This window comes from Acinetobacter sp. Ac_3412 (genome assembly GCF_013072675.1).
GTDB classification, from domain to species: Bacteria; Pseudomonadota; Gammaproteobacteria; order Pseudomonadales; family Moraxellaceae; genus Acinetobacter; species Acinetobacter higginsii.
This window is the reverse complement of record NZ_LXUJ01000004.1, coordinates 42,867-68,782: the sequence shown is the minus strand read 5'-3', so window position 1 is coordinate 68,782 and position 25,916 is coordinate 42,867. Positions and strand designations below refer to the sequence as shown.

Below are 25,916 nucleotides of genomic sequence, written 5' to 3'. Positions count from 1 at the left end.
CACAAGATGCAATTAACTGAAGAACAAAGCTTAATTCGAGATATGGCGAAAAGCTTCGCCCAAGAACAAATCAAGCCCAATGCCAGTGACTGGGACCGACATGGCACTTTTCCAAAAAACGCATTGGCACAAATGGGGCAGCTCGGCTTTATGGGGATGCTGATTCCTGAGCAATGGGGTGGTTCTGATACAGGTAATCTCGCTTATGTATTGGCGCTTGAGGAAGTGGCCGCAGCCGATGGTGCTACTTCAACCATCATGAGCGTGCATAACTCGGTGGGCTGTGTGCCAATTTTAAAATTTGGTACCGATGAGCAGAAACAACGCTTTTTAAAACCATTGGCGCAAGGTGAAATGATCGGTGCTTTTGCCCTGACTGAACCGCATACTGGTTCAGATGCTGCAGCGATTAAAACCCGTGCCGTGAAAGATGGTGATGACTACATTCTCAATGGTGCCAAACAATTTATTACCTCGGGTGATAACGCAGGCGTGATTATTGTATTTGCCGTGACTGATCCAAGTGCGGGTAAAAAGGGCATCAGTGCCTTCCTCGTGCCACGTGATACAGCTGGCTATGAGGTGATACGCATTGAAGAAAAACTCGGTTTACATGCCTCCGATACCTGCCAAATTGCGCTGACTGATGTGCGTATTCATAAAAGCCTGATGTTGGGTGCGGAAGGTGAGGGACTGAAAATCGCGCTTGCCAATCTGGAAGGTGGTCGCATCGGCATTGCTGCACAGGCGGTCGGGTTGGCACGTGCAGCATTGGAAGAAGCTACGCGCTATGCCAAAGAGCGTCTGACCTTTGGCAAACCAATTTTTGAGCATCAAGCACTTGCGTTTCGCCTTGCCAGTATGGCGACCGAAATAGAAGCGGCTCGACAGCTGGTGCACTACGCTGCACGTCTCAAAGAAGCAGGGCAACCCTGTCTCAATGAAGCTTCCATGGCCAAGCTATTTGCCTCGGAAATGACTGAACGTGTCTGCTCAGCCGCGTTACAGGTGTTTGGTGGCTATGGCTATCTGAAAGATTTCCCGATTGAACGTATCTATCGTGATGCTCGAATTTGTCAGATTTATGAAGGCACCAGCGATATTCAACGTTTAGTCATTGCCCGTAGCTTATAACCAGAGAACAAGGAGTCCATGATGCAATGGCAAACCATTTTATTAGAAAAATGCAATGGCGTAGGGCTGATTACGCTGAATCGTCCACAAGCCTTGAATGCGTTGAATAGTGAATTAATTAGCGAAGTGAATCAGGCTTTAGATGAATTAGAAAAAGATCGCGAGATTGGCTGCATGGTGTTGGCAGGCTCAGAAAAGGCCTTTGCCGCAGGTGCCGACATTAAGGAAATGGCGGAGCTGAACTTTCCCGACATTTATTTTGATGATTTTTTCCATCTTGCCGATCGTATCGCGCAACGCCGTAAACCTTTGATTGCTGCGGTCAGCGGCTATGCGCTTGGCGGTGGTTGTGAATTGGCCCTGATGTGTGACTTTATCTATTGTGCCGACAATGCCAAGTTTGGTCTGCCTGAAGTGACATTGGGTGTGATTCCCGGGATTGGCGGTACACAACGTTTAACCCATGCGATTGGCAAAGCCAAAGCCATGGAAATGTGCCTTACCGCACGGCAAATGGGTGCAGTCGAAGCTGAACAAAGCGGGTTGGTGGCACGTGTGTTTCGTAAGGAAGAATTGCTTGAACAAACCCTGCAAGCCGCAGAAAACATTGCTGCGCGCTCTTTAACGGCCAACATGATGCTGAAAGAAAGCATTAATCGCGCCTTTGAAGTCAATCTGACCGAAGGCTTACGTTTTGAAAGACGGATGTTCCACTCCATTTTTGCCACATCGGATCAGAAAGAAGGGATGCAGGCTTTTGTGGAAAAACGTCAGGCCAAATTTAAAAACAGTTAAGAGATTAACAACAATGAATATCGAAAATCAGTTAATGATTGAGCAAAAAGGTAGTCTTGGTCTGATTAGCTTAGATCGGGTTAAACATTTAAATGCCTTGTCACTGGAGATGATTGAGGGCATCTGTAGCCAACTGGAACTGTGGCGTTATGATGCAGCAATTCAGGCGGTCCTGATTAAATCGAATAGCCCCAAAGCTTTCTGTGCAGGTGGGGATATCCGTTATCTATATGATAGCTATAAAAATGATACGGCTGATTATAAAGGTTATTTTAGTGCCGAATATAAAATGCTGAACCTGCTGCGTGACTATGCAAAGCCTGTGGTGGTGGTGCTCGATGGTTATGTGTTGGGTGGTGGTTTTGGTTTGGCACAAGCCTGCCATATTGTGGTGAGCAGTGAAAAATCTCGATTTGCGATGCCTGAAACTGCGATTGGCTTTTTCCCTGATGTCGGTGCGACCCATTTCCTGTCTCGACTGGATGATATTGGGGTTTATCTGGCCATTACGGGCGAGCAGATCAGCAGTAGTGATGCCCTTTATTTAGATTTGATCGACTATCACGTACCCAGTGACAAGTTGGATGCTTTGCAAGATGCGCTGATTAATGAACCGAATCTAAGCAAACAGAATATTGAGCATATTGTTGCGTGCTTTATTACCCGACCTGCTGAAAGTGAACTGAAACAGTTGGCAGATGGTATTCGCAAACATTTCGGTTTTCAGCATTTGGACGAAATTGAGCAAAGCCTTGCGAACGAGCAGGATGAGCAATTGCAGCCTTGGGCAGAAAAAATGCTCAGCATCTTGCAGCAACGCTCATTCATTGCCAAACAAACCAGTTTGAAACTACAACATTTAGGCCGTGGTCTTTCCTTGCCACAATGCATGCAACTGGAGCGAGACCTACAAGATATCTGGTTTGAACACGGTGATTTCATTGAAGGGGTACGTGCCCTGATTGTCGATAAGGATAAACAGCCACAATGGCAACAACGCAACCCCGAGCTGGAACAGATTCTGGAAAAACTCAGCTAAATCCAATCATGCATATTGACTCATCGAAGGAGTAGTAAAACGTCTGACATGCTGATGGTCAGGATTGATGATCAGCAAAAAAACCTAAAACAAGAAGATCCAAGAAAGGAACATGATGATGCAAACAATACATGGAAACGGTTCATCTGCTAAAAAGTCCTCTCATCGCTTGGCGGGTATCTCAAGTATGGTAGGCACCACCATAGAGTGGTATGACTTTTTTATCTACGGTGCGGCAGCAGCTTTAATTTTTAATAAATTGTTTTTCCCTAACCTTGATCCGCTGACGGGTGTGCTTGCCGCATTCGCTACCTATGCGGTGGGATTCATCGGGCGACCGTTGGGTGGTCTGGTATTTGGGCATTTTGGTGACAAGATTGGCCGAAAATCGATGTTATTGCTCACCTTGATGTTGATGGGGATTCCAACCGTTCTGATTGGTTTGTTACCCACTTATGAGTCGATTGGCTACTGGGCTGCTATCTGCTTGGTGATCCTGAGATTTATCCAAGGTATGGCCATGGGTGGTGAGTGGGGCGGTGCAGTGCTGATGGCGGTTGAACATGCGCCAGAAGGTAAAAAAGGATTTTGGGGAAGCCTGCCTCAAGCCAGTACTGGCGGTGGCTTAATGCTTGCCTCAATTGCACTAGGGTTGGTGTCTTTATTGCCTGAGCAGGCTTTGTTTAGTTGGGGTTGGCGGATTCCATTTCTTGCCAGCATCGTGTTACTGGCAGTCGGTTGGTACATCCGAGTCAAAGTGCCAGAGTCGCCCGATTTTGAAAAAGTGAAGCAGCAGGCGGAAGAAGTTAAAGTCCCTGCTTTACAGGTCTTTAAAAATCATCCGAAGCAACTGATCACCATTATTGTGGCGCGCGCAGCTGAAAATGCATGGTTTTATATTGCCTCGACCTTTACTTTGGCCTACACCACCACACAGTTGGGGATTGCTAGACAAGAGATCCTATTTGCCACCATTTGTGGGGCCATTGTGATTATGTTTATGACCCCATTATGTGGACATTTGTCCGATAAAGTCGGTCAGCGTAATATGTTTATGTTCGGCTTATGTGTACTGGCGCTGTATAGCTATCCGTTCTTTAGCATGCTCAATACCAAAGACCCTGTGTTGGTCTGGACCGCAATCGTGTTGGCGATTGGGGTGGTATTTCCGATTATGTACGCACCGCAAGCACAACTGTTTGCGCGGCAGTTCCCCGCAGAAATCCGTTATAGTGGCATCTCGATTTCGGTGCAGTTGGCTGGTGTATTGGGTGGTGGACTAGCGCCGTTGATTGCGACAAAGCTACTCAGTGTCGGTGGCGGCAGCCCACATCTGATTATGATCTATATTGGCAGTATGGCTGTGATTGCGATTATCTCGACCACTTTTATGCCACGGGATGGACTGCTGGCGGGGATGCAAACCGAGCGCAAAAAAGCAGTCAATGTGCAAGCTAAAGTCACAGAACCGTCTTAAGGATAAGAAATGAATCTGAAAAGGTGCTTCTCGTCATTAGAAGCACCTTTTTCTTTGAAGGCTTTAAAAGGTTCCACGTGGAGCATAAAATTTTTAGGCATGGGGAGGATTATTTTTAAGCTTTGTTGCAAAGTGTATTTATTCAGGCTTATTTAAATTGAAATACGCTAGTATTTTGAGTGAGTCCATAATAAAGGAAGGATAATTAGAATGAATACGGTCGCTGAATGGGTTAAACAGGCAAAATCAGAGATTGAAAATCTAAGCCCAGATCAAGTTGAACAAGAGTTGGCCTCAGGACAGGCAATTCTGGTTGATGTGCGAGACGCAGAAGAGCGTGTTGCTGGAACAATACCAAGCGCGTTGCATATCTCTCGTGGCACTTTAGAATTCGCTGCTGATCCGAGTAGTCCGATGTATCGGTCTGAATTACAACCGAATACCAGAACCATTCTACATTGTGCGGGTGGTGGACGTTCGGCGCTGGCAGTAAAGACATTACAGGCATTGGGATATCGTAATGTAGCGCATTTAGAGGGCGGCTTTAAAGCATGGGTAGAGGCAAACAAACCCGTGATTTAAAATTAGATATGAAACTAAAACACAAGAAAAAAGCCCTAATCTTTCGACTAGGGCTTTTTTGAATCTGGAGCGGGAAAGGAGACTCGAACTCCCGACCCCAACCTTGGCAAGGTTATGCTCTACCAACTGAGCTATTCCCGCTAATTGAGCAGTTTTTACGAAAACTTACACTAAAAAATTTGAGCGGGAAAGGAGACTCGAACTCCCGACCCCAACCTTGGCAAGGTTATGCTCTACCAACTGAGCTATTCCCGCATGCCGTGTATAATACATTATGCAAAAATAGGGTCAATAATTTTATGCAAAGAAATTGATTATTTGCATAAAATTAAAGCATTTTCATGAAAAAAAGCATGGGGAAGCAAATTTTTGTACAAAAGTTTCCCTCAGATTGCGCTCATGTATACTAATGAGCTATCTCAATCTGACCTTACAGAGTGACTGATGAACTTAGAACAACAGTTGATTGAACATTTAAACACGCTTGCACCTACCCATCTTGAAGTGATCAATGAGTCGGCAGGGCATGGCGGATATTTCCCGGGTAAAGAATCACACTTTAAAGTCATCGTGGTAAGTGATGAATTTCAAGGATTACGTTTAGTACAACGTCATCAAAAAATTTATGCCGTTGCAGCGGAGTTGATGAGTCCGGGTCGAATCCACGCACTTGCGATTCATGCTTATGTACCGAGCGAATGGCAAGGCCAAGCACCTGCCAGTCCTGAATGTGCACATGCACCAAAAAGCTAAGGATTAATGATGGATATTCATTTACTCACTAAAATTGTGCATATGTCTGCAGTGAGCTTATTGATCATTGCTTTTGTATTACGTGGTTCAACACTCTTTGTTGGTGTACAAGGTCAACAACCCAATCCAAAAGCACGTAAAGGCTTGGTGGGATTACAACATCTATCTTTGACCTTAATTATTGTGACGGGTGCGGTTTTACTGTTCATGAATAATTTTGAGGTGCAGCCTTGGTTCTATGCCAAAGTGATTTTATTTTTTGTGTTGTGGTCGTCTTTGATCAAAACCTATAAAAAGGGCAGCAGCATTTTATTGGAACAACGCCGTGCAGGATTACTCATCGGGACGGTGGCGATGGTGGGGATTCTTGGTTTGGTGATGATTAAGCCTGTTTTTGCCTGATTGTTCGACACATTGTTTGAGTAATTGTTTTGTCACTAGGTTAAACTGCGTGCAGTTTACAAAAATATTATAGAGGGAAATCATGTTAACGCGTGTGGTGTTTAACCAAAAAGGTGGTGTGGGGAAATCAAGTATTACAGTCAATCTCGCTGCGATTAGCGCGAAACAGGGGTTTAGAACCTTGGTGATTGACCTTGATCCACAAGCGAATTCAAGCCAATACCTTTTAGGTGAAGATGCGACCTATTCTGCTGATAAAGCAGCTTTAGAGCCAAACATTGAAAACTTCTTTGATGATATTTTAGGTAGTACGCAGCAAAAGGGCTTGATCGGCAATGCGATTGGTTCAATCCTGAAAGCACCACGTGGCAAAGGCTTGGACAGCTATGTCCACCGTTCTTCTTTTGACAATCTGGATGTGATTCCAGCAAGCCCAAGCCTAGGTGCATTGGAGCATGCACTGGAAAGTAAGCACAAAATTTATAAATTACGTGATTCGATCCAGTCTCTCAGTGCGCGCTATGACCGCATCTTTATTGATACGCCGCCCGCGTTTAACTTCTTTACTTTATCTGCATTAATTTCAGCAGATCGCGTGCTGATTCCATTTGATTGTGACGTGTTTTCAAAACGTGCGTTACAAACTTTGATTGAAAATGTGCTCGAAACCCAAGATGATCATAATGATCGCTTGGAGATTGAGGGAATTGTGGTCAATCAGTTCCAATCTCAGGCAAAATTACCTCGTGAAGTGGTTCAACAGTTAAAAGATGAAGGTTTGCCTGTGCTGGATAGCATGTTGCCGCCATCGATCTTGATGAAAGAATCACATCAAAAGAATTTACCCTTGATTCATTTGGCATCTGACCACAAATTGACCGTCGCTTATGTGACCCTGTTCAATGAGATTGAATCAAAGAAATAAGAGAATCTTATGAAACGCTTATATTGGATGCCTGTTTTGGCTGCGAGCATGTTATTGGGTGCATGTGCATCAACGGTTAAGCCAGCTTATGTATCGCCGACACAATATCAAGCACTGAATTGCCAGCAGTTGCAAGCCGAGTACAACCGTATTCAGCTCTATATCGAAAATGGTGTGCAAACGCCAAAACGTACAGGTGTGGGTGTCGGTCTTGGCCTTGGTGGTGGCTGGGGCAGAGGCGGTTGGGGCTTTGGTCCATCGATCTCGGTGAATATGGGACAGTCGATGAATACCAAAAATACTGAACTTGCTAATGTATTAGGTCAACAAGATGCGATTGTACAGGCAGCAAAATTCAAAGGTTGCCCAATCATTGTAAAACAACGCCCAAAATCGTAAATTTTGAGAACTGATCGTCATCGCACAAGATGGCGGTTAGTAACTAAATTATAGCAAAATGTTTCAAAATAAAATGATAAAAATTAAATACTTGAATTAGTAACACCCCGTAACTTATTGATTTATCTCGTTCGGTCACACTGCTAAAATTTGTGTTTTTGCACTAAATTCGTTTAAGGTGGCGCCCATGTATAGTCGTTCGGTATGTATATGATTGAGAGTTGGTTTTTTGTTTTGGCGATGTTGGCGGTATTGTTAATACCTGGTCCGACCAATGCTTTGCTTGCCAGTGCAACACATCAACACGGTGTACCTAAAACGATGACTTTTATCCCAATTGAATGGTTGGGTTATCTGTATGGCATTAGTTTATGGGCGCTTTTCATTCATTTATTTGATCCGATTTGGCCCGCAATTGGCGCAATTCTACATACGCTCAGTTTGCTGTATGTGCTGTGGATGGCATTCCATCTGTGGAAAGGCTCACATCTACAAAAACTAGATCAACATCACCAACATATCCGTAAAAGACAGTTATTTCTCTCTACACTCAAAAATCCGAAAACGGTGTTGTTGGCATCTGGTATTTTCCCAAGTGAAACATGGAACTCGATTGAGCAAGCCGCGCTGGTTTTTGCGATTTTTAGTCTTATTCTGATTCCAGTCAGTATTTTCTGGATGCTGTTTGGACGTGCTTTACTGGCGGGAAGTTTGGTTGGAATCAAAGCCGATCATCTATATAAAGGATCGGCCATGTTATTACTGATGTGTATGCTGCCCATGATCTTTCGTTTGTTTTAAACCAAGCTTCAATTTATTCCGCTTTGGCGCCCTTCATTTTCTGGCGAATAAATCCAATCACACCCGGTAATACACTGATAATAATGATACCGAAAATTAAATGGGTAAAATTATCTTTTACGATTGGCATATTCCCGAATAAATAGCCAAGGGTAATGAAAGATGCGATCCAGCAGAATGCACCTACTACGTTATAAGTCAGGAAGTACTTATAGTTCATGCTACCCGCACCCGCCACAAAGGGAGCGAAGGTCCGTGCAAAAGGAATGAATCGAGCGAAAATAATGGTTTTACCACCATGACGCTGAAAGAACTCTTGGGTTTTAATCAAATGTTGTTTATTGATAAAACGTGAATTGGTTTCAAATACGCGTGGTCCAATATAGCGACCAATATGATAGTTTAAGGTGTCACCTAAAACGGCAGCGATAAATAATAGAATGCCAAGCACCCATGGATCCATTGCGCCTGTAGATGCTGCTAATGCACCAGCAGCAAATAACAAGCTATCTCCTGGTAAAAATGGCATCACCACTAAACCAGTTTCAACAAAAATAATTAAGAATAAAATGGCATAAATCCAAACGCCATAATTGGTAATAAATTCTAAAAGGTGTTCGTCAACGTGCAGAATAAAATCAATGAGTTCCATGAAGGTGTTAACACTATGAATGTGGACTAAATCCTAGCAGTGCCTCTGTAGAAAGTCAGTATAAAAAGCAAATTAATTGGTAACTTTTCAGCATAGATGAGGAGAGGTTGGGGACCTGAAAAATATTTTTATTGTTGCAAATAAGGAACGATATGTTAACTAAATTAGTGTTTATTGCAAAATTAAAGACGCATAAACTGCTAGCATGTTAAAAAACAAACAGTGTGGAATTGATTATGTTTAATCCGAATGTTGTTGTAAAAAATATCGTAACACAGTCTGGCGTGGCTAATGTTGTCACTTTGATTGCTCGTTTGTTATTGGCTTATATTTTTCTTGTTGCAGGTTGGGGCAAGATTGTAGGCTATGCGGGTACAGTGGGTTATATGGAGTCCATGGGTGTTCCGGGTGCTTTATTACCTTTGGTGATCTTGGTCGAGTTTGGTGGTGGCTTGGCTCTACTATTTGGTTTCCAAACACGTTTTGCATCTTTGGGTTTAGGGCTTTTTAGTATTATTACGGCCTTTATCTTCCATAGCGGTGCAGAAGATGCCATTAACTTTATGAAAAACTTCGCGATGGCAGGTGGCTTCTTTATGCTGATGCTGTATGGCGCAGGTCGTATCAGCCTCGATCATCTGATTGAAAAATAATAAGCTCATGAGAGATTGCCCCGTGCTCAGTCGCGGGGAGTTCGTATGTCTCACTCGCTTACTTACAAACTGAAGCCGACAGCCATGCTTATTTCTGTTTAGATCATAAATGGTTAAAACAAATAGGACATGAAAATGAAAAAAATGTTGATCAGTTGTGGGTTGGTGGTCGTTACAGGTTTATCGAGCCTAGCATGGGCAGGTAAGGATGATCATGTATTGGTACAGGAAGCGACAAAGAATGTGGTAACGGTAAGCCAAGTCGCGAAATTGGCCGATGAAACCGGAGTCACTCTGACTGGCCAGATTAGCAAACACTTGAAAAGCGACCATTATGAGTTTAAAGATTCGAGCGGTACGATTAGCGTCGAAATTGATGATGATATTTGGCGTCAAGCAGGGCTAAAAGTGGGTGATCATGTACGTTTAGTGGGTGAAGTGGATACCCATCGCTATAAACCAACCGATATTGAAGTGATTAAAGTTGAAAAATACACGCATCGATAAGTGCATAAAAAAGGAAGCATAAGCTTCCTTTTTTCTTTTTTAGATAAAAGTGTTAGAGCATGAAATGAATCTGCATCTCCCCGACGAGGAAACCCAGCACAGCACCAACAATAATCAATGACCATTCATCTTCTTTGAAGGCAGGACGTAGCATGCCTTCGAACTCTTCTGGACTCAGTTTCTGCATACGCTCAACCAAAGTATTCCGCACATTCATCGCATCTTCAGCATAAGACTCCACATAGCGCATGGTGTCTGGAAGTTGTTTTAAAATACGTTCAGCCACTTCTGCTTTCAAGTTCTGATACTTTTCACCGCCAATCGCATAGACCACTAATGGACGGACAATACCAGCTTGTAAATCAATTTCTTGTTTGACTTGACGGCTGACCAACTCAATGACTTTATCCGAATGCGTGCCTGAAAAAAGCTCTTCCATCATATTACGTGATGTCAGTAGTTGCTTGGAAATCAACGCAGCATAATCAGCAGCCACTTCATTTTGGCGTTTAATGAATAAACCCTGCCATGTATAGCCCATAATCTTTTTCGGATACAAAGGTCTAAACATCATTTGCAAAGCCATCCAGTCGCTAAAGAAGCCGACAAAGCCACCAAACATCGGCAGCATCCATGGATATTTACCTTGGGTCACGATCCAGCACAGCATTTGTACCACACCAATCGCAAAGCCAAAGACGAAACCGACATTACTAAAGAATTTGAATTCCTGTTTGCCGACTTTCTTAAAGATTTCATTGAGCAGGCGTTTGTCTTTGAGCAGGTTGTTGACCACCATATGTTTGATGTCGAAGTACTTGGCAACATCCTTTTGTACTTCACTCATAATATGTTCAACAATCTCTGGCGCTTTGGCTTGGACACGCTTAATCAGTTTTTGTCGTGCAAACTCAGGCATGCCTTCCCATAGGCCGGGTTGGTATTGTTGTGCCACTTCTCGGGTAATGTCCTCAGCTGCTGCCATCAACGGTTTTTCAATTTCTTGGGCAATACGTTTCGGGTCGAGTCGGGCAAAAATTTCTTCGGGTTTAATCAGCTTGGAGGTCATCAACTCCACTGCTGTGGTGGCCATCTTCTCTGCTTTACGGGGAACAATCCCTTGCCATCCGAGTGGAAGACCAAATAATCGCAATCCTTTAAATTCAAGTGGTGAGAACATCATTTGAATGGCAATGACCTTGGTGACATAACCAATAAAGCCACTGATAAAGGGGATTGAAATATATAACCAGAAATTCTGTTGAAAATCCGCAATCATTTCTTGAAACATTATTTTATTGGTCCTTCAAGTCCTAATTGTTGCTCGTGGTCGGGCAAGCGCTAGATGATAGTGAAATATTTTCGGCCGTTGATGAAACACCAAGACCATTAATTTTTGAGTTACCCTTTTATTTTTCCTTTGAATCAGGACATCACAATCGTATAAAAAGGCAACGATGCCGTCGATTGAATACCTTTCCGTGGTAATACATATCTTGACTCGTCATCTTAGCACCAATTTTTGCTTTGTGTTGAGCAGAATGGGCAAGAATTATTGATTTAACTCTCCTTATTTTGTGCTTTGCTCTGAAATTTTAGTTTAAATATCAGTGTTGATTTAGCTGTTCAATGAAAAAACAAGATAGATGATGAATTGCGATGCGCCAAAGCGTGAAAAATGTTAGAATATGGCGCTTAATTCATTTGCCTTTAAGATGAACCATGACGACCAATACTCAAATTACTGAAGATCGTATCCTTATTCTGGATTTCGGCTCTCAATATAGCCAGCTCATTGCACGTCGTGTACGTGAAGCGGGTGTCTATTCTGAAATGTATGCATTCGATATGTCTGAAGAAGACATTCGTGCGTTTAATCCGAACGGGATTATTTTATCAGGTGGCCCTGAGAGCGTACATGAAGAAGGAAGCCCACGCGCGCCGCAAGTTGTATTTGAATTAGGCGTACCAGTGTTGGGTATTTGCTATGGTTTACAAACCATGTCTGAACAACTTGGCGGTAAAGTTGAGCCAGGTACAGTACATGAGTTTGGTTATGCAGAAGTGGATATTCTAGTACGTGATCATTTGATTGGTAACTTGCAAGATCGCGAGAACCAACTTCATGTATGGATGAGTCATGGCGATAAAGTCAGTGCGATTCCGGAAGGTTTCCAAGTCACTGCAAGCACACCTAGCTGTCCATTTGCTGCGGTGAGTGATGAAACACGTCGTTTCTATGGCGTTCAGTTCCACCCAGAAGTGACTCACACGGCAAAAGGTGCTGAATTACTGTCGAATTTCGTACATCAGATTTGTGGTTGCCGCGGTCTTTGGACACCTGAACACATTATCGACTTACGCGTAGAACAGTTACGTGCACAAATTGGCGATGAAAAAGTTCTATTAGGTTTGTCTGGTGGTGTGGATTCATCTGTGGTTGCTGCGTTATTGCATAAAGCTATTGGCGATCAGTTGACCTGCGTATTTGTAGATAATGGTTTACTTCGTTTAAACGAAGGCGATCAAGTGATGCAAATGTTTGCAGAAAACATGGGGATCCGTGTGATCCGTGCTGATGCTGAACAGCGCTTCTTAACTGCGTTGGCAGGTGAAGTTGATCCTGAGAAAAAGCGTAAAATCATTGGTCGTGAGTTCATCGCAGTTTTTGCCGAAGAAGCGCGTAAACTTGATGGCGTGAAATTCTTGGCACAAGGTACGATTTATCCTGACGTAATTGAATCTGCTGCAAGCAAACAAGGTAAAGCACACGTGATTAAATCACACCACAACGTGGGTGGTTTACCTGATGACCTAGAGTTTGAATTGGTTGAGCCATTACGTGACTTGTTTAAAGACGAAGTACGTAAATTAGGTACAACAATTGGTTTACCGCATAGCATGATTTACCGTCATCCGTTCCCAGGTCCAGGTTTGGGCGTGCGTATCTTGGGTGAAGTGAAAAAAGAATATGCTGATATTCTTCGTCTTGCTGACGACATCTTTATGCAAGAACTGCGTGACAGCGGTTGGTACGATAAAACTGCACAAGCATTTGCAGTATTCCAACCTGTAAAATCAGTGGGTGTTGTTGGTGATGGTCGCCGCTATGCATGGGTGATTGCACTGCGTGCCGTAGAAACCGTTGACTTTATGACAGCACGCTTTGCACATCTTCCATATGAATTGGTTGATAAAATCTCAACCCGTATCATGAACGAAATTAAAGATGTTTCACGCGTCGTCTACGACGTGTCATCTAAACCACCAGCAACGATTGAGTGGGAATAAGACCAAGGGCAGGATGAGAATCCTGCCTTTTTTATGTGATTGACAAAGAGGTCAAGCATGTCCGAAACCTTGCAACTCGAACAGTTAACAGGATCTTTACAGCAGCTTTTGGGTGAGTCCCTGTTTGCCATTTATCTGTATGGATCAGCCGTTGATGGCGGGCTAGGTCCAGAAAGTGATCTGGATGTTTTGGTTGTGGTGAGTCAAGCCCTGACACTCCAGCAACGACAACAACTGGCAGAAACCTTATTACACATTTCGCAGCCGATTGGTACTGTACAACGTGCACTTGAAGTCACCATCGTACGCAAAGATCATATTGTTTCGGGAAGTTATCCGCTCAGCTACGAACTACAGTTCGGGGAATGGTTACGGGAGGAATTAAGCCAAGGTGCTTTGCTCCGTGCACATACAGACCCCGATTTGAGTATTTTGCTGAAGAAAGCACAAATGCATCATCGGACTTTGTTCGGACCAAGTTTGACACAGTGGTCAGCTGCGATACCAGTACAGCAACTCTGGCAGGCGATGGCAGACACCTATCCCTCGATTGTGGCGCATTGGGATGAGGATGCCGATGAACGTAATCAGATTTTGGCCTTATGCCGTATTTATTTTAGTTTGGTGACGAATGAGATTGCACCTAAAGATCAGGCTGCGCAATGGGTGGTTGCTCAGTTACTACCGCAACATCAGCCTGTTTTGCAGCGCATGATTCAAGAATATAAAGGTAAGATTGGAAAGCAAAATTGGCAACAACAGCATCAGGCTTTAGGTCCTGTTGTTGATTTCCTCAGTATGAAAATAAAAGTGCTTTTAGAACAAAAAATACATAAATAATAAACAGTAAAGGACATTGCTAGGATTGTTGCATGGATAAGACTTAGTATTGCAAGAACAGACTATTCAAGTAGGCGTGATTAGACCTAACATCAGTCTATGACTAAACCCTGATGGGGAGTGCCTTTTGAACCAGATTGTTGAAATGCAAACTTATATCGCAGTGGTTGAAGCAGGCAGTATTACCCATGCAGCGAAACGTCTGGGCATTACCAAATCGGTGGTGAGTCAACGGATTCAACAATTGGAACAGCGTTTATCTGCCGCACTGATTCATCGTGGTCGGAGTATGTTGCTCACCGAGGCTGGGCAGGAATTTTATCGGCAGTCGACCAAGATTCTGGCGGAGTTAAGTGATTTGGAAGCGTCCATTAGTGCTCGGCATGAGCATTTGAGTGGCAGTTTTCGTTTATCGGTACCACAAGCATTTAACATTCAATTTCTCGCGCCTTATTTTGCGGAATTCATGCAGTTGTACCCTGAGCTCAAGCTGGATCTTGAGTCGAGTGATCAATTCGTCAATTTGAATAATGGTCATTATGATGCCGCGATTCGGATGGGGGAGTTACCTGATTCCAACCTGATCAGCCAGAGCATTGCACCGAATCATCATTATATTTGTGCAAGTCCAGACTACTTAAAAGTATATGGAAGACCAACACATCCGAATGAGCTGTTGCGCCATCGTGGTCTGTTGTACCTACCTCGAGAACCGCACGGCATGTGGCAACTCCCTGTCGCCGGTAAGAAGGCATTTTTCCGAATTTCACCTTATCTACGTACAGATAGTGGTCATCAATTATTGGAAGCTGCCAAGCTGGGCTTAGGGATTGCGATTTTACCAAGCTTTCTTGCCGCAGACGCCATTTGCCAGCAGCAACTCGAGGTGATTCTGCCTGAGTTCTCACCTTCGGGAGGCAATATTTCTGTGGTTTACCGCTTGTCGAATCGAGCTTCACCTAAAATTCAAGCTTTGGTTGATTTTCTATCCACAAAAATTGGTCATCCTGCGCCTTGGGATAGCCAGATTCAGAACATTTTGCGGCAGTCGTCCTAAGGGAATGTTCGGAAAAAGCGAATCATAGTTTTGTTTTTTGTGGTCTAGCGAACAAAAATCATCATTTGGTAGGGTGTTTGCCTCGCTTTAACCCTTATTGATATCGGGTGATCTCAGAAGATCGAGAATTCAATCCGCATTTACGCTCGCGATGAATTGCCATCACAAGTCGAACCCATGAATCCAAAGTAACTTGCAAGTGTTGTTTAGAAATAGCATGGGTTGCAGTCTGGCAATTACTTAGATTGTCGATTGTGTGAGTGAAATATGATGGTGAACACGCTAGAAAACCGATATTTGATTGAGGACTCAGCCGATCTTCTCTTATTTTCATTTTAGGATGTGCAGATGAATAGACTAGCTAAAAACTGGATTAATGGTGAGTGGGTGGACTCTCATCAGCATATACAGTCGATTAATCCAGCAACATATGAAGTGATCGGGCAATATGCCAATGCAACCGTAGAGCAGGTGGAAGCTGCTATATGGGCAGCAAAGACCGCATTTAAAAAAAATGATTGGAAGCGTGACCGTCGGTTACGCTCAAAAGTACTCAATGAAATGGCTGATGCTTTTGAACGCCATGCAGATGAGTTGATTGAGATCCTTGCCACTGAAAATGGAAAAATTAAAGCAGAAGCCAGCTTTGAAGTGACGATGGTTCCTGCCAAATTACGTTATTACGCGGCATTAACCTTGACCGAGTATGGTCGAGCATTAGAACCAAAGCCAGGCAGCTATTCCATGGTTTTGCGTGAACCGATGGGTGTATCTGGCATTATCGTACCGTGGAATTCTCCAGTGGTTTTAATGATTAGGTCACTGGCACCTGCATTGGCCGCGGGCACCACAACAGTCATTAAGATGCCGGGTCAAACTGCACAAACCAATGCTGTGATCTCCCGAATTTTTTCTGAGCTTCCTTCATTACCACAGGGTGTGATCAATCTTTTTAGTGAGTCGACTGGAGGGGGAGCACGCCTATTGGTTGAATCTGCAGATGTTCCTGTGATTAGCTTTACCGGCAGCACGGCAACTGGTAAGGCCATTTCGGCAACAGGTGCACAACATCTGAAACGATTTGGCTTAGAGCTAGGGGGTAAAACGCCGATGATCGTGTTTAAAGATGCTGATCTCGATCTGGTCTTGCCGAAGTTAGAAAAAGCGCTCACCATCTTCGCTGGACAGTTCTGTATGACCGGTTCACGTTTATTGGTGCAGCGTGAGCTCGCTGATGAACTAAAACAGAAACTGGCTCAGCGCTTGGAAGCGGTTAAAGTTGGCCCTGCTGCTGATCCAAGCAGTGATATGGGACCATTGATCGACAAAAATAATGTAGCACGAGTCGATGCGGTGGTTGAAAAAGCGATTGCCGAAGGAGCGAAGGTCATTGTTCGTGGTGGGCCGATCACTGAGGGTGAGTTGGCGAAAGGGGCTTTCTACCGCCCAACCTTGCTTGAAGTGAATGATAATTCGATGGACATCATTCAGGAAGAAACCTTTGGGCCAGTGCTGACTTTACAGGTGTTTGATACTGAAGCGGAAGCGATTGCACTCGCCAATGACAATCAATATGGTTTAGCGGCTTCAATCTGGAGTCGTGATGTGGATTTACCATTGCGGGTGGCGACGGAGATGGAAGCGGGCACGGTTTGGATTAATGATTGGGCTGTGGTTTATGATGAGTTTGAGGAAGGCGGTTTCAAAAATTCTGGACTTGGCCGAATGAATGGTATGGCAGCGATGGATGACTTTATTGAATATAAGCACATTACCATTTCAACCGGTATTTCTAGAGTGGAATAGGTGTTCTGTTCGTCATTGAATCAGATATCAAATAGCGCATCGATTTCGATGCGCTATTTTATTTTAAGCTTGCTCTAAGCATTAGGCCGAGAACAGTTTAAAGCAAATTTGCCTCAACCACTGATTACTTGGGGTCTGATGCACACGTGAATGCCAGTGTTGTTTGACACTGAATTGAGGGAAATTATAAGGCGGTTCAAAAGTCTTGAGTCCACCTTGGGTCATAAAGACCCGCGCCAGATAGTGAGGGATTGTCGCAATGGTATCGGTATCTCGGACAATCAGACCAACTCCCAAATAGCTCGGTAAACGCACCAGAATATTTCGATTGACGCCGTGTTTTTGCAGCTCATGTTCCACCACATAATGTCCCCCAGTCGCCAAGATATCGACATGTAATTCCTGAGCGAACTCCAAAGCAGACAGGCTAGTTCCTGTCAGTCTCGGATGCTGTTGACTGGCGATACAGGTGTAATGCTGCTGAAACAGGGTTTGTTGGTAAAAACCAGCTTCCAACTGAGGGAGAAATCCAATGGCGAGATCAATATCTCCATTCGACATCATTGGTGCGGTTTGGCTATCAATCGGTAAAATTTCCAGACGAATTGAGGGGGCATGCTGGCGCATGTAATTCATTAGACGTGGTAAAAATACCAAATGACTGATGTCGGTCATGCTGATACGGAATTGATAAGTCGAAGTCTGTGGATCAAAGTCAATATTGTAATTCTGGACTAACTTCAGGCGGTTTAAGATTTCTACCACCATCGGATAGATCTGTTGAGCAAGCTCAGTGGGCTGCATTTTATTTTCAATACGCACAAACAATGGATCACGAAAATGTGCTCTGAGTTTATTCAGCGCAATACTCAAGGTGGGTTGACCAATACCAAGCTGTTCCGCTGCTTTAGAAATACTTTTGTGCTGATAAATTTCAAAGAAAATTTTCAGCAGCCGTGTATCCAGATCAAACATGTCGATGAACTACCGTATTGATTTTATCAATACAGCCTATTGTTTTTTGTGCATAGATTCAACACATCCTGATTGCTACATTGAGCCAACACCGAATATTGATGAAATTATCGTCATTAGTATTGTGCTCCATGGGCAAAAAAGGAATGACATATGGAACAGTTAGGCACGCTCGAAGAGCTACCAGAACGTTATCGTGAAGAACTGAATGCATCCAATCTGGTGCCATTGTGGCCCAATCTAAGAAGTTTTATTCCACCGCATAAACCAAGACCGCAAACGGTTGCAACGGCTTGGTATTTCCAGCAGATCAAACCACTGTTGTTAGAAGCAGGTGAGTTAACACCGATTGAAAAGGCAGAGCGTCGTGTCTTGGCACTCGCCAACCCTGGTCATGGTTTGGAGAATATGAAAGTCAGCCCAGCCATGTATTTAGGTATGCAATTGTTGCTTCCGCAAGAGTGGGCGCCTGCACATCGACATGCACCGAATGCGGTGCGCCTCATTGTTGAAGGAGAGGGTGCCTATACCACGGTCGAAGGGCAAAAATGCATTATGGAACATGGCGACATGATCCTGACGCCTTCTGGTTTGTGGCATGAGCATGGGCATGATGGTGATCAACCCGTAATCTGGATGGATATCCTAGATTTACCGCTGGTTTACTACATGGAAGCCTCTTTTGTTGAAGAGGGTCGCCGTCAGGAAGTGGATCGGATTAATCAAGGTTCTACGCCTCAATATGCAGCGGGTATCGTGCCTACACCACATTTTAATCGTGAAGATGCGCCTTATCCGATGATGCGTTATGCCTGGAAAGACACCAAAAAAGTATTGGATACCTTGGCTGAAAAAGCTGGCTATCAGGACCCGTTACAAGTGGCTTATGTCAATCCTGAAACAGGTAAAGACTGTCAGAACATTCTGGGTTATTCAGCTTTACTTCTGCGTCCGAATGAAACGCTGTCTTTGCCTTTGCGTTCCACTGCACAGGTCTTTCATGTCATTGAAGGTGGACTGACCATTCAGATTGATCAACAGGACTTCCATTTAACCCAAGCGGATACCGCATGTGCACCATGTTTTGCTGTTATTGATTTAATCAATACATCTGCGCAGCCATGCTATGTGTTTATTGCCGATGAGGCACCTTTGCAACGTAAATTAGGCTTGTATTCGGTACGTGAACGCCATGCTGAAGGAGTGAGCCCATGAAACTGTATGGATTTTTCCGTAGTGGCACCTCGCACCGTACCCGCATTGTCCTGAATCTCAAGGGTTTGGATTATGAGGCGAGCTATGTATCGCTGGCGAAAAATGAGCATCATCAAGCTGCTTTTCAAAGGCTAAATCCACAGGGTTTTGTTCCCGTCCTGGAAACGGAGGCGGGGATGCTGTTACAAAGCCCTGCCATTATCGAATGGTTAGAACAGCAATATCCTGAGCCTGCTTTGCTGCCAGCAGATGCGTTGGGTAGAGAGAAAGTACGTGCCATTGCAGCCTTGATCGGATGCGATATTCATCCCTTAAACAATAAGCGTGTACTGGAGTATTTACGCCAGCTTGGACTGGATCAGAATCAGATCAATGCTTGGTGTGCCAAGTGGATTCAGGATGGTTTTTCAGCCTTAGAGCACATATTGGCTGAAGATCCAACTCGGGAAAAGTTCTGCTATGGCAAGCAAGTCAGCATTGCCGATGCATATTTGATTCCACAAGTGGTATCGGCAGAACGCTTTCAGGTCGACCTGTCGGCTTATCCTCAAATTAATGAAATTTATCAGCATTGTATGACCCTCGACGCATTCCAGAAAGCTGCGCCTGAACAGCAGGCCGATGCGTTTTAAGGCGCTGATTTAACCTATATCAACAAGGAATATGCCATGACTTTTATTTTCCAGCCAATGACACCCGCGGGCCTGTTTATTCATGGCTCAGATCAGCAATTTCCAGTACGTCGTGTCTATTGTGTCGGGCGTAACTACGCTGCCCACGCACGTGAAATGGGCTTTGATCCAGATCGTGAGCCGCCATTTTTCTTTTGTAAGCCGAACGATCTAGAGTCGATCGTACCCGTTAATCAGGATGCGGTAGATCTTCCTTATCCAACCGAAACCTCAAATTATCACTATGAAATTGAGTTGGTGGTGGCGATAGGACGCGATGCTAAAAATGTTTCGGTCGAAGATGCCGTAAATTACATTTATGGTTATGCGGTTGGTTTGGACATGACTCGCCGTGACTTGCAAATGAGTATGCGTGAAAAGGGGCGTCCATGGGAAATTGGCAAAGCATTCGATTTTTCTGCGCCGATTGGCCCCATTCACCCGATGACGGAAACTGGTGAAATCAATCAGGCTGATATTCATTTGACCGTGAATGGTGAAACGGTACAACGCAGTGATATCACCCATCTGATCTGGTCCGTTGCTGAAACCATTGCCAATCTGTCGACCTTATTTGAACTGAAAGCGGGTGACTTGATCTTTACAGGTACGCCTGAAGGGGTCGGTGCTGTGGTGCGAGGTGATGTGATGCGTGCGGAGATTACAGGTCTAACAGGCATCACCGTGAATGTGAAATAACTCACTTGATCTGAGTGGTTTAAACAGGTGCTCAAACTGAACAATAAATAGAGTTGAGCACCTTTGCTAAGGATTGCACTGGCCAAGGTATTGGCAAAAGGAGTCGTTATGTCTCAGAAAACCATAGATGTACAAAATTTCATTGATGAAATACCACTGTCAGCTCTGCAAAAGCTAATCATGTGGTTGTGCTTTTTGATTGTTGCAATTGATGGCTTCGATACCGCAGCAGTCGGTTTTATTGCGCCTGCATTGAAAGCCGAGTGGGGCTTACAACCCACTGATCTGGCACCGTTATTTGGCGCAGGTTTATTTGGCTTAATGGCAGGCGCACTTATTTTTGGCCCTTTGTCCGATAAACTTGGACGTAAGCCGATTCTGATCGGCTCGGTGATCATGTTTGGCTGTGCCAGTCTTTTTGCAGCGTTCTCATCGGATTTACAAACGCTGATTATTTGGCGCTTTCTCACTGGGCTAGGTTTAGGTGGTGCTTTACCGAATGCCATTACCTTAACGTCAGAATATGCACCGACGTCCCGCCGTTCCAATTTGGTCACCATGATGTTTTGTGGTTTTACCATTGGCTCTGCGCTGGGTGGGATTCTATCGGCACAACTGCTACCGCATATCGGTTGGCATGGCATTTTATTGATCGGGGGGATTGCGCCTTTATGTACAGTGCCTTTCTTATATTATCTCTTACCTGAATCGCTGCGTTTTCTGGTTTTGAAACAAAAAAGTACCGAACACATTGAAAGCATCATTCGTCGTATGGCACCGCATATCACGCAGATTCCAAGCTTGGTCCCGCCTGCAAATGAAGTGGCAAAATCAAGTCTTAAAGACCTATTTAGTAAAGGTCTTGCTTTAGGTACTTTTCTGATTTGGTTTACATTTTTCATGAGTCTGCTGATTATTTATATGATCTCAAGCTGGATGCCGACTTTACTTACCAATGCAGGTTTTAACTTATCCAATGCCTCATGGCTCACCTCGATCTTTCAGATTGGCGGAACAATCGGTGCCATCGTCTTAGGCTTGCTGATGGATAAAATGGATGCGACTAAAATTTTAAGTGCAGCTTATGCTTTTGGTGGTTTGTTCCTGATCTGTTTAGGTCTCGGGATTGAACAGTCCAATACTATATTGCTGATGTTTGCCATGTTTGGTGTGGGTGTGGGGATCAGTGGCTCACAAGTTGGCGCAAATGCCTTTTCATCCAGTTTTTATCCAACACATTGTCGTGCAACTGGCGTGAGTTGGGCCAATGCGATTGGACGTGTAGGGTCTGTTGTCGGCTCTATCATGGGCGGCTGGCTGATGTCATTGAACCTTTCTAGTTTTGCCATTCTGAGCATTCTTGCTATTCCTGCCTTCTGTGCGGCCATTTCATTATTGCTGATTAAACGCCTTAAAAAAGAACAGCCTGTCGTTGTGACAACGCTAGGCTGAAATCAAAGATATTCCACATAAAAATAGATTGCTGTGCCAATGGATGGCACAGCCCCAGCGATGGATGATTCCTTCAATGAGCCATTTAAATACACAAACTTTAACGCTGAGCCTACTGTTGGTGATGTTAGGAAGCAGTTCGGTGCTATGGGCAGCAGATCCAACCCAAGCTATTCAAGATGAATGGAAATTTAACCTAAAGAATGCCTATCTATATCGGGATTATGACAATCCCAATGCCAAAAATTTTGGCAGTTGGTCGCAAGGGGCATCTTTATTTTATACTTCAAATTTACACGACACGCCTTTAGTGATCGCAGACAAGCCGATTCGTATTGGCGCGGACGCTTCGGTGCAATATGCCGTACGTTTAAGTGCAGATCGGCATGTCAGTGATATGGTGTTGCCCTTTGACTCCAAAACACAATCCCAAGCCGCTGATTATTCAAAATATGGGGCAACCTTAAAACTGGGTTATAACAAAACCTTGTTGAGTATCGGGGAGTTATGGCTGGATTTACCTGTCACCACTTCAGATGCGAGTCGGCAGCTCATTACCTCGTATTGGGGGACGAATTTAAAGTCACAGATTTCGGATCAGCTGTATGTTGAACTGGGTAGAGTGGAAAAAGTATCTCCACGCAATGAGGAGGATTTTCATCGCTTTTCCTTTACCGCCAAAGGCAAAACGGCCTATTCCGATGGCTTAAATTATCTAGATCTACGTTATCAACTGACACCTGCACTGAAAGCTGAATACTATTTTGGCAATTTAGAAGATTTATATAACAAACACTATCTAGGCTTGGAGCATACGTGGAAACAGCCGACTTTTTCACTCAATTCCAAGTTGAAATATTTTAATGCTAAAAATGATGGCAATAATTTTGAGATTGATGCGCAAAATATCGGGCTGCTGGAAATGTTGAAAGTGAACAATCAGAGCTTTGGTTTGGGTTATCAACAGATTGTTGGTGAATCGGCCTATCCTTTACCTGATGGTTTTTTGCCTGAGTTGTATTTTATTAACTGGAATGCCACAGGCTTTTTTAAGCAGAATGAAAAGTCTTATCATTTGATGTATGGCTATGATTTTAAAGACCACGTACCGGGGCTAAATGCCATGGTTAAGTATGTTTATGGTCATGATTTTAAAACCGCCAATGGTGAGAAAAATCATGAAACTGAATCCAATGTCTTGGTCAATTATGCCTTTCAGCAGCCTTATTTAAAGGGTTTTGCTGTTCAATATCTGCGTGTTGATTACAAGGTCAAACATGGCAATGACTTTGGTGAAGACCGTTTGTTTGTGAACTATACGAAGCGGTTTTAATCATATTCAAAGTCGTAAAAAAGAGTGTTTGAGCACTCTTTTTTTATTTTTTAAAAAGAAATTTTAAATGTTTGATGCTAATTAAGAAATTTGGATTTTTTCTGCATAAACCATATTATGCTAATTTTATAAAAATTAAGAAATGGGGAAGTGAAATATGTGGTTTCTAATCATATCAATAGGTTTATTTTTTATTGGCGAATTTGCAATTAAGCATCGAAAACCAGACATTGCAAAAGATGACAGAAAAATGCGATTTATAAGAGCAATATTATTAGCTATAACGTCTCCTTTTTTAGCTATCGGATTACTTTCACTTAGAGGAGATGATCTAAGTGAAAATGTATGGTTTATAATTCTATTAACTGCAGCATTCATAGGTATAGCAATAAAAAAAGCAATTGATTTAAAAAATAATGCTTAGGATAGTTCTATAACAACAGATAAGCTACGCTATTAAAATAAAGGCATTATGGAAAATTAACTTAAAATATTTATTATCAATATCTTATGTTTCTGTTGAGACTATACTTGAAGTAAATAGACCTCTTTTTGATCAATTCCGATACTTACCTAGTAATAAAAGAAGGGCGCTTAGCAGCTCTTTTTTATTACTTAACTTTTTTAAAACCCTTCCTTAGAAAAATAATTCTTTCAATATCAAGTCATTAAGATTTAAGTTATATCTTAACTTGATAAAAGATATATTAAGATATATCTTAATATGCGTAAATTAAGCAAATATAGAGAAAAATAACAGATGAAACATCAATCAGAGCATTCCCATGATGAAGCCGAAGCGGCTTTATTACATCGAGAACATCACCGAGCCGGTCGCCGTGGTCGCTTATTTGAATCAGGTCGCATGAAACTGTTGGTACTGCATTTGATTCAGCAAAGCCCCAAACATGGCTATGAAATTATTAAAGAAATTAGTGATCTGGTAGGCGATGGTTATACCCCAAGTGCAGGAACAATTTATCCAACACTAACTGCGTTGGAAGAAATGAATTTGATTCGCGTGCTGGATGCTGAACGTAAGCAATATCAGATTACCGACTATGGCGACAGCTATTTAAAAGAGCAGCAAGACATGCTGTTGGCACTTCTACAAAAGCTGCGACTAAGACGTGAAATTCATAATAATGATCAGCTGATTGATATCCATCGCGCGATGGAAAATCTTAAAACCGCATTGCGTTTAAAGCTGAATATTGCAGATTTGCAACAAGAACAGATTCATCAAATTGCGGAAAAAATTGATCAGGCCGCTATCGCAATTGGACGTTTATAAGTTGGGAGCGAAATATGTTAGAGCTACAACAGAAAATCAAGCAGGCGGGTCTAAGGGTGACTCATCCACGTATGGCGATATTGTCTGTGCTGGCACAACAATCAGAAGAGCTTACGGTGAAGCAGATTTATCAACGGCTGAATGAACAGAAACAGCAACTGAGTTTGGCCACAGTGTATCGGGTGGTCAGTGATCTGGTGCAGGTCGGCTTGATTGCCAGTTATCAGTTTCATCGTGCTGAGACTAAGTTTAATTTACCTTCAATCCCTAACAGTCAAATGTTGCATATTCGTTGTGCCGATTTAACCACAGCCAAACAGACCGCATTTTTACAGTCGTTGGCTGCGGTATTTCATCAATTTCAAGTCGACCTGATGCAGGTTGAAATTAAAGAGAGTGCTTAAAGCCTCTTGGAGCAGAAGCATGAAACAACATCAATATCATGTCACGGTACAGCATTTAAAGGATGCGAAAGGGCAAGTCTCGACCTATACCGAGCGTTTAGAGTTTTATACGGGTAATCATGACGATATCTTTGAGATCGTTGAGCGTTTGAAGAAGGCTGATTTTTTTGATGATCAAACCACCAAATCATTTGCAGTGGGCTTAAAGCTGTTTAGTGAAGTGATGTTGGAAAACAAAGATCATCCTTTATTTGAAACTTTTCTACCTCAGTTTGGTCAGTTTATGAAAAATTTAAAACAGCACGTGAAGAAAGACAATCCTGAGTAAGGTTGTTTTAAAACAAAGTCCATGATGCATTCAGCAATAGATTGTTGCATAAATAGTATCCTGTGTATCATTTATGGATCATGCTGATGACGTTATATATTATTAAAATTAACTAAAGATTGTTTTTATTAAAACGAGCTAAAAATGCAAGAATTGAAAGCAAGCCCACGACTGATTGCAAAATTACCCGCGAAGTATGCAGCGTGGATCTTACCGCTGATTTTATCTTTTTTTATGAGTGGGACTTTATCACTCGTTAATCTATGGATGAGAACGGGCTTTATTTCAGGATTTACCATGATCTGGTTGGAAACATGGATGTTTTCTTGGTTGATCGCTTATCCATTGGTCTTGGTTTTATTGCCTGTGGTACGGCGTTTAACAGGCTTGATTGTCGATATGCAAGCTAAGCCATAAGCCTAATGAGGCGGT

At 43.2% G+C, this 25,916-nt stretch carries 29 protein-coding genes and 2 tRNA genes; 26 read left to right on the top strand and 5 right to left on the bottom strand.

Annotated elements, in window-relative coordinates:
• Window positions 1–6 precede the first annotated feature (6 nt).
• The 5 genes from A7P54_RS02940 to A7P54_RS02920 all read left to right on the top strand — a co-directional run bounded on the left by A7P54_RS02940 (window position 7) and on the right by A7P54_RS02920 (window position 5,027).
• Window positions 7–1,134: an acyl-CoA dehydrogenase family protein gene (locus tag A7P54_RS02940; RefSeq protein WP_171548588.1), complete on the top strand. Its 1,128-nt coding sequence runs from the start codon at window positions 7–9 to the stop codon at window positions 1,132–1,134.
• A 21-nt stretch (window positions 1,135–1,155) separates the two neighbouring features.
• Window positions 1,156–1,929, top strand: coding sequence for an enoyl-CoA hydratase (locus tag A7P54_RS02935; protein ID WP_171548587.1), 774 nt, complete (start codon window positions 1,156–1,158; stop codon window positions 1,927–1,929).
• 13 nt (window positions 1,930–1,942) lie between these two features.
• On the top strand, window positions 1,943–2,968 hold the full coding sequence (locus tag A7P54_RS02930; RefSeq protein WP_171548586.1) for an enoyl-CoA hydratase/isomerase family protein: 1,026 nt from the start codon (window positions 1,943–1,945) through the stop codon (window positions 2,966–2,968).
• A 118-nt stretch (window positions 2,969–3,086) separates the two neighbouring features.
• Window positions 3,087–4,445: an MFS transporter gene (locus tag A7P54_RS02925; RefSeq protein ID WP_171548585.1), complete on the top strand. Its 1,359-nt coding sequence runs from the start codon at window positions 3,087–3,089 to the stop codon at window positions 4,443–4,445.
• Between the two features lie 210 nt (window positions 4,446–4,655).
• Window positions 4,656–5,027, top strand: coding sequence for a rhodanese-like domain-containing protein (locus tag A7P54_RS02920; protein ID WP_171548584.1), 372 nt, complete (start codon window positions 4,656–4,658; stop codon window positions 5,025–5,027).
• 65 nt (window positions 5,028–5,092) lie between these two features.
• On the opposite strand, the gene A7P54_RS02915 is transcribed toward A7P54_RS02920, so the two are convergent.
• Window positions 5,093–5,168: transfer RNA gene (locus tag A7P54_RS02915), tRNA-Gly, on the bottom strand.
• A 41-nt stretch (window positions 5,169–5,209) separates the two neighbouring features.
• Window positions 5,210–5,282 (bottom strand) — tRNA-Gly (locus tag A7P54_RS02910).
• 189 nt (window positions 5,283–5,471) lie between these two features.
• Between A7P54_RS02910 and A7P54_RS02905 the strand changes: the two genes are divergently transcribed.
• The 5 genes from A7P54_RS02905 (at window position 5,472) to A7P54_RS02885 (ending at window position 8,307) form a co-directional block, all read left to right on the top strand.
• Window positions 5,472–5,780: a BolA family protein gene (locus A7P54_RS02905; protein ID WP_004801908.1), complete on the top strand. Its 309-nt coding sequence runs from the start codon at window positions 5,472–5,474 to the stop codon at window positions 5,778–5,780.
• 9 nt (window positions 5,781–5,789) lie between these two features.
• Window positions 5,790–6,182: a SirB2 family protein gene (locus A7P54_RS02900; protein WP_171548583.1), complete on the top strand. Its 393-nt coding sequence runs from the start codon at window positions 5,790–5,792 to the stop codon at window positions 6,180–6,182.
• Window positions 6,183–6,264: 82 nt separating this feature from the next.
• Window positions 6,265–7,107, top strand: a complete 843-nt coding sequence (locus tag A7P54_RS02895) for a ParA family protein (protein WP_004801912.1) — start codon at window positions 6,265–6,267, stop codon at window positions 7,105–7,107.
• Window positions 7,108–7,116: 9 nt separating this feature from the next.
• A complete protein-coding gene (locus tag A7P54_RS02890) occupies window positions 7,117–7,506 on the top strand; it encodes a hypothetical protein (protein WP_004801913.1) in 390 nt (129 codons plus the stop codon).
• A 210-nt stretch (window positions 7,507–7,716) separates the two neighbouring features.
• Window positions 7,717–8,307, top strand: a complete 591-nt coding sequence (locus A7P54_RS02885) for a LysE family transporter (protein ID WP_171548652.1) — start codon at window positions 7,717–7,719, stop codon at window positions 8,305–8,307.
• 13 nt (window positions 8,308–8,320) lie between these two features.
• Here A7P54_RS02885 and A7P54_RS02880 read toward each other — a convergent pair whose 3' ends face one another.
• Entirely contained in the window at window positions 8,321–8,959 is a 639-nt protein-coding gene (locus tag A7P54_RS02880) for a DedA family protein (protein WP_005200750.1), read from the bottom strand.
• A 236-nt stretch (window positions 8,960–9,195) separates the two neighbouring features.
• Here A7P54_RS02880 and A7P54_RS02875 point away from each other — a divergent pair, with 236 nt between their 5' ends.
• Complete coding sequence (locus A7P54_RS02875) at window positions 9,196–9,612, top strand: DoxX family protein (protein WP_004801921.1); 417 nt, start codon at window positions 9,196–9,198, stop codon at window positions 9,610–9,612.
• Window positions 9,613–9,747: 135 nt separating this feature from the next.
• On the top strand, window positions 9,748–10,119 hold the full coding sequence (locus A7P54_RS02870; protein WP_171548582.1) for a NirD/YgiW/YdeI family stress tolerance protein: 372 nt from the start codon (window positions 9,748–9,750) through the stop codon (window positions 10,117–10,119).
• Window positions 10,120–10,171: 52 nt separating this feature from the next.
• On the opposite strand, the gene A7P54_RS02865 is transcribed toward A7P54_RS02870, so the two are convergent.
• On the bottom strand, window positions 10,172–11,398 hold the full coding sequence (locus A7P54_RS02865; protein WP_171061146.1) for a DUF445 family protein: 1,227 nt from the start codon (window positions 11,396–11,398) through the stop codon (window positions 10,172–10,174).
• Window positions 11,399–11,841: 443 nt separating this feature from the next.
• Here A7P54_RS02865 and guaA point away from each other — a divergent pair, with 443 nt between their 5' ends.
• From guaA to A7P54_RS02845, 4 genes are all read left to right on the top strand, one after another.
• A complete protein-coding gene (gene guaA / locus A7P54_RS02860; protein WP_005200744.1) occupies window positions 11,842–13,410 on the top strand; it encodes a glutamine-hydrolyzing GMP synthase in 1,569 nt (522 codons plus the stop codon).
• Between the two features lie 57 nt (window positions 13,411–13,467).
• Window positions 13,468–14,250 (top strand): ANT(3'')-II family aminoglycoside nucleotidyltransferase, encoded by a 783-nt coding sequence (locus tag A7P54_RS02855; protein WP_171548581.1) that lies wholly within the window; start codon window positions 13,468–13,470, stop codon window positions 14,248–14,250.
• Between the two features lie 127 nt (window positions 14,251–14,377).
• Entirely contained in the window at window positions 14,378–15,307 is a 930-nt protein-coding gene (locus tag A7P54_RS02850) for a LysR family transcriptional regulator (RefSeq protein ID WP_171548580.1), read from the top strand.
• A 348-nt stretch (window positions 15,308–15,655) separates the two neighbouring features.
• The gene (locus A7P54_RS02845; protein WP_171548579.1) at window positions 15,656–17,113 is read left to right on the top strand and encodes an aldehyde dehydrogenase family protein; all 1,458 of its coding nucleotides are present in this window, start codon (window positions 15,656–15,658) and stop codon (window positions 17,111–17,113) included.
• A gap of 81 nt (window positions 17,114–17,194) precedes the next feature.
• Here the strand turns inward: A7P54_RS02845 and A7P54_RS02840 are convergent, their stop codons facing one another.
• Window positions 17,195–18,088 (bottom strand): LysR family transcriptional regulator, encoded by an 894-nt coding sequence (locus A7P54_RS02840; protein WP_004801927.1) that lies wholly within the window; start codon window positions 18,086–18,088, stop codon window positions 17,195–17,197.
• A 153-nt stretch (window positions 18,089–18,241) separates the two neighbouring features.
• On the opposite strand from A7P54_RS02840, the gene A7P54_RS02835 reads away from it, so the two are divergent.
• The 10 genes from A7P54_RS02835 (at window position 18,242) to A7P54_RS02790 (ending at window position 25,901) form a co-directional block, all read left to right on the top strand.
• A complete protein-coding gene (locus A7P54_RS02835) occupies window positions 18,242–19,303 on the top strand; it encodes a cupin domain-containing protein (protein ID WP_171548578.1) in 1,062 nt (353 codons plus the stop codon).
• On the top strand, window positions 19,300–19,935 hold the full coding sequence (gene maiA, locus A7P54_RS02830; protein ID WP_171548577.1) for a maleylacetoacetate isomerase: 636 nt from the start codon (window positions 19,300–19,302) through the stop codon (window positions 19,933–19,935). Before A7P54_RS02835 ends, maiA begins: the two co-directional genes overlap by 4 nt.
• A gap of 36 nt (window positions 19,936–19,971) precedes the next feature.
• A complete protein-coding gene (locus A7P54_RS02825) occupies window positions 19,972–20,673 on the top strand; it encodes a fumarylacetoacetate hydrolase family protein (RefSeq protein WP_004801930.1) in 702 nt (233 codons plus the stop codon).
• 108 nt (window positions 20,674–20,781) lie between these two features.
• Entirely contained in the window at window positions 20,782–22,125 is a 1,344-nt protein-coding gene (locus A7P54_RS02820; protein WP_171548576.1) for an aromatic acid/H+ symport family MFS transporter, read from the top strand.
• 76 nt (window positions 22,126–22,201) lie between these two features.
• A complete protein-coding gene (locus A7P54_RS02815) occupies window positions 22,202–23,458 on the top strand; it encodes an OprD family outer membrane porin (protein WP_171548575.1) in 1,257 nt (418 codons plus the stop codon).
• A gap of 157 nt (window positions 23,459–23,615) precedes the next feature.
• A complete protein-coding gene (locus tag A7P54_RS02810; RefSeq protein WP_096911049.1) occupies window positions 23,616–23,882 on the top strand; it encodes a hypothetical protein in 267 nt (88 codons plus the stop codon).
• Between the two features lie 336 nt (window positions 23,883–24,218).
• Window positions 24,219–24,752, top strand: a complete 534-nt coding sequence (locus tag A7P54_RS02805) for a PadR family transcriptional regulator (protein ID WP_171548574.1) — start codon at window positions 24,219–24,221, stop codon at window positions 24,750–24,752.
• A gap of 14 nt (window positions 24,753–24,766) precedes the next feature.
• Window positions 24,767–25,156 carry a transcriptional repressor gene (locus tag A7P54_RS02800; protein ID WP_005200726.1) on the top strand — a complete coding sequence of 130 codons (390 nt, stop codon included), beginning with the start codon at window positions 24,767–24,769 and terminating at the stop codon, window positions 25,154–25,156.
• Between the two features lie 19 nt (window positions 25,157–25,175).
• A complete protein-coding gene (locus tag A7P54_RS02795; RefSeq protein WP_171548573.1) occupies window positions 25,176–25,484 on the top strand; it encodes a DUF3861 domain-containing protein in 309 nt (102 codons plus the stop codon).
• A gap of 144 nt (window positions 25,485–25,628) precedes the next feature.
• Window positions 25,629–25,901: a DUF2798 domain-containing protein gene (locus A7P54_RS02790; protein WP_004801944.1), complete on the top strand. Its 273-nt coding sequence runs from the start codon at window positions 25,629–25,631 to the stop codon at window positions 25,899–25,901.
• Window positions 25,902–25,916 lie beyond the last annotated feature (15 nt).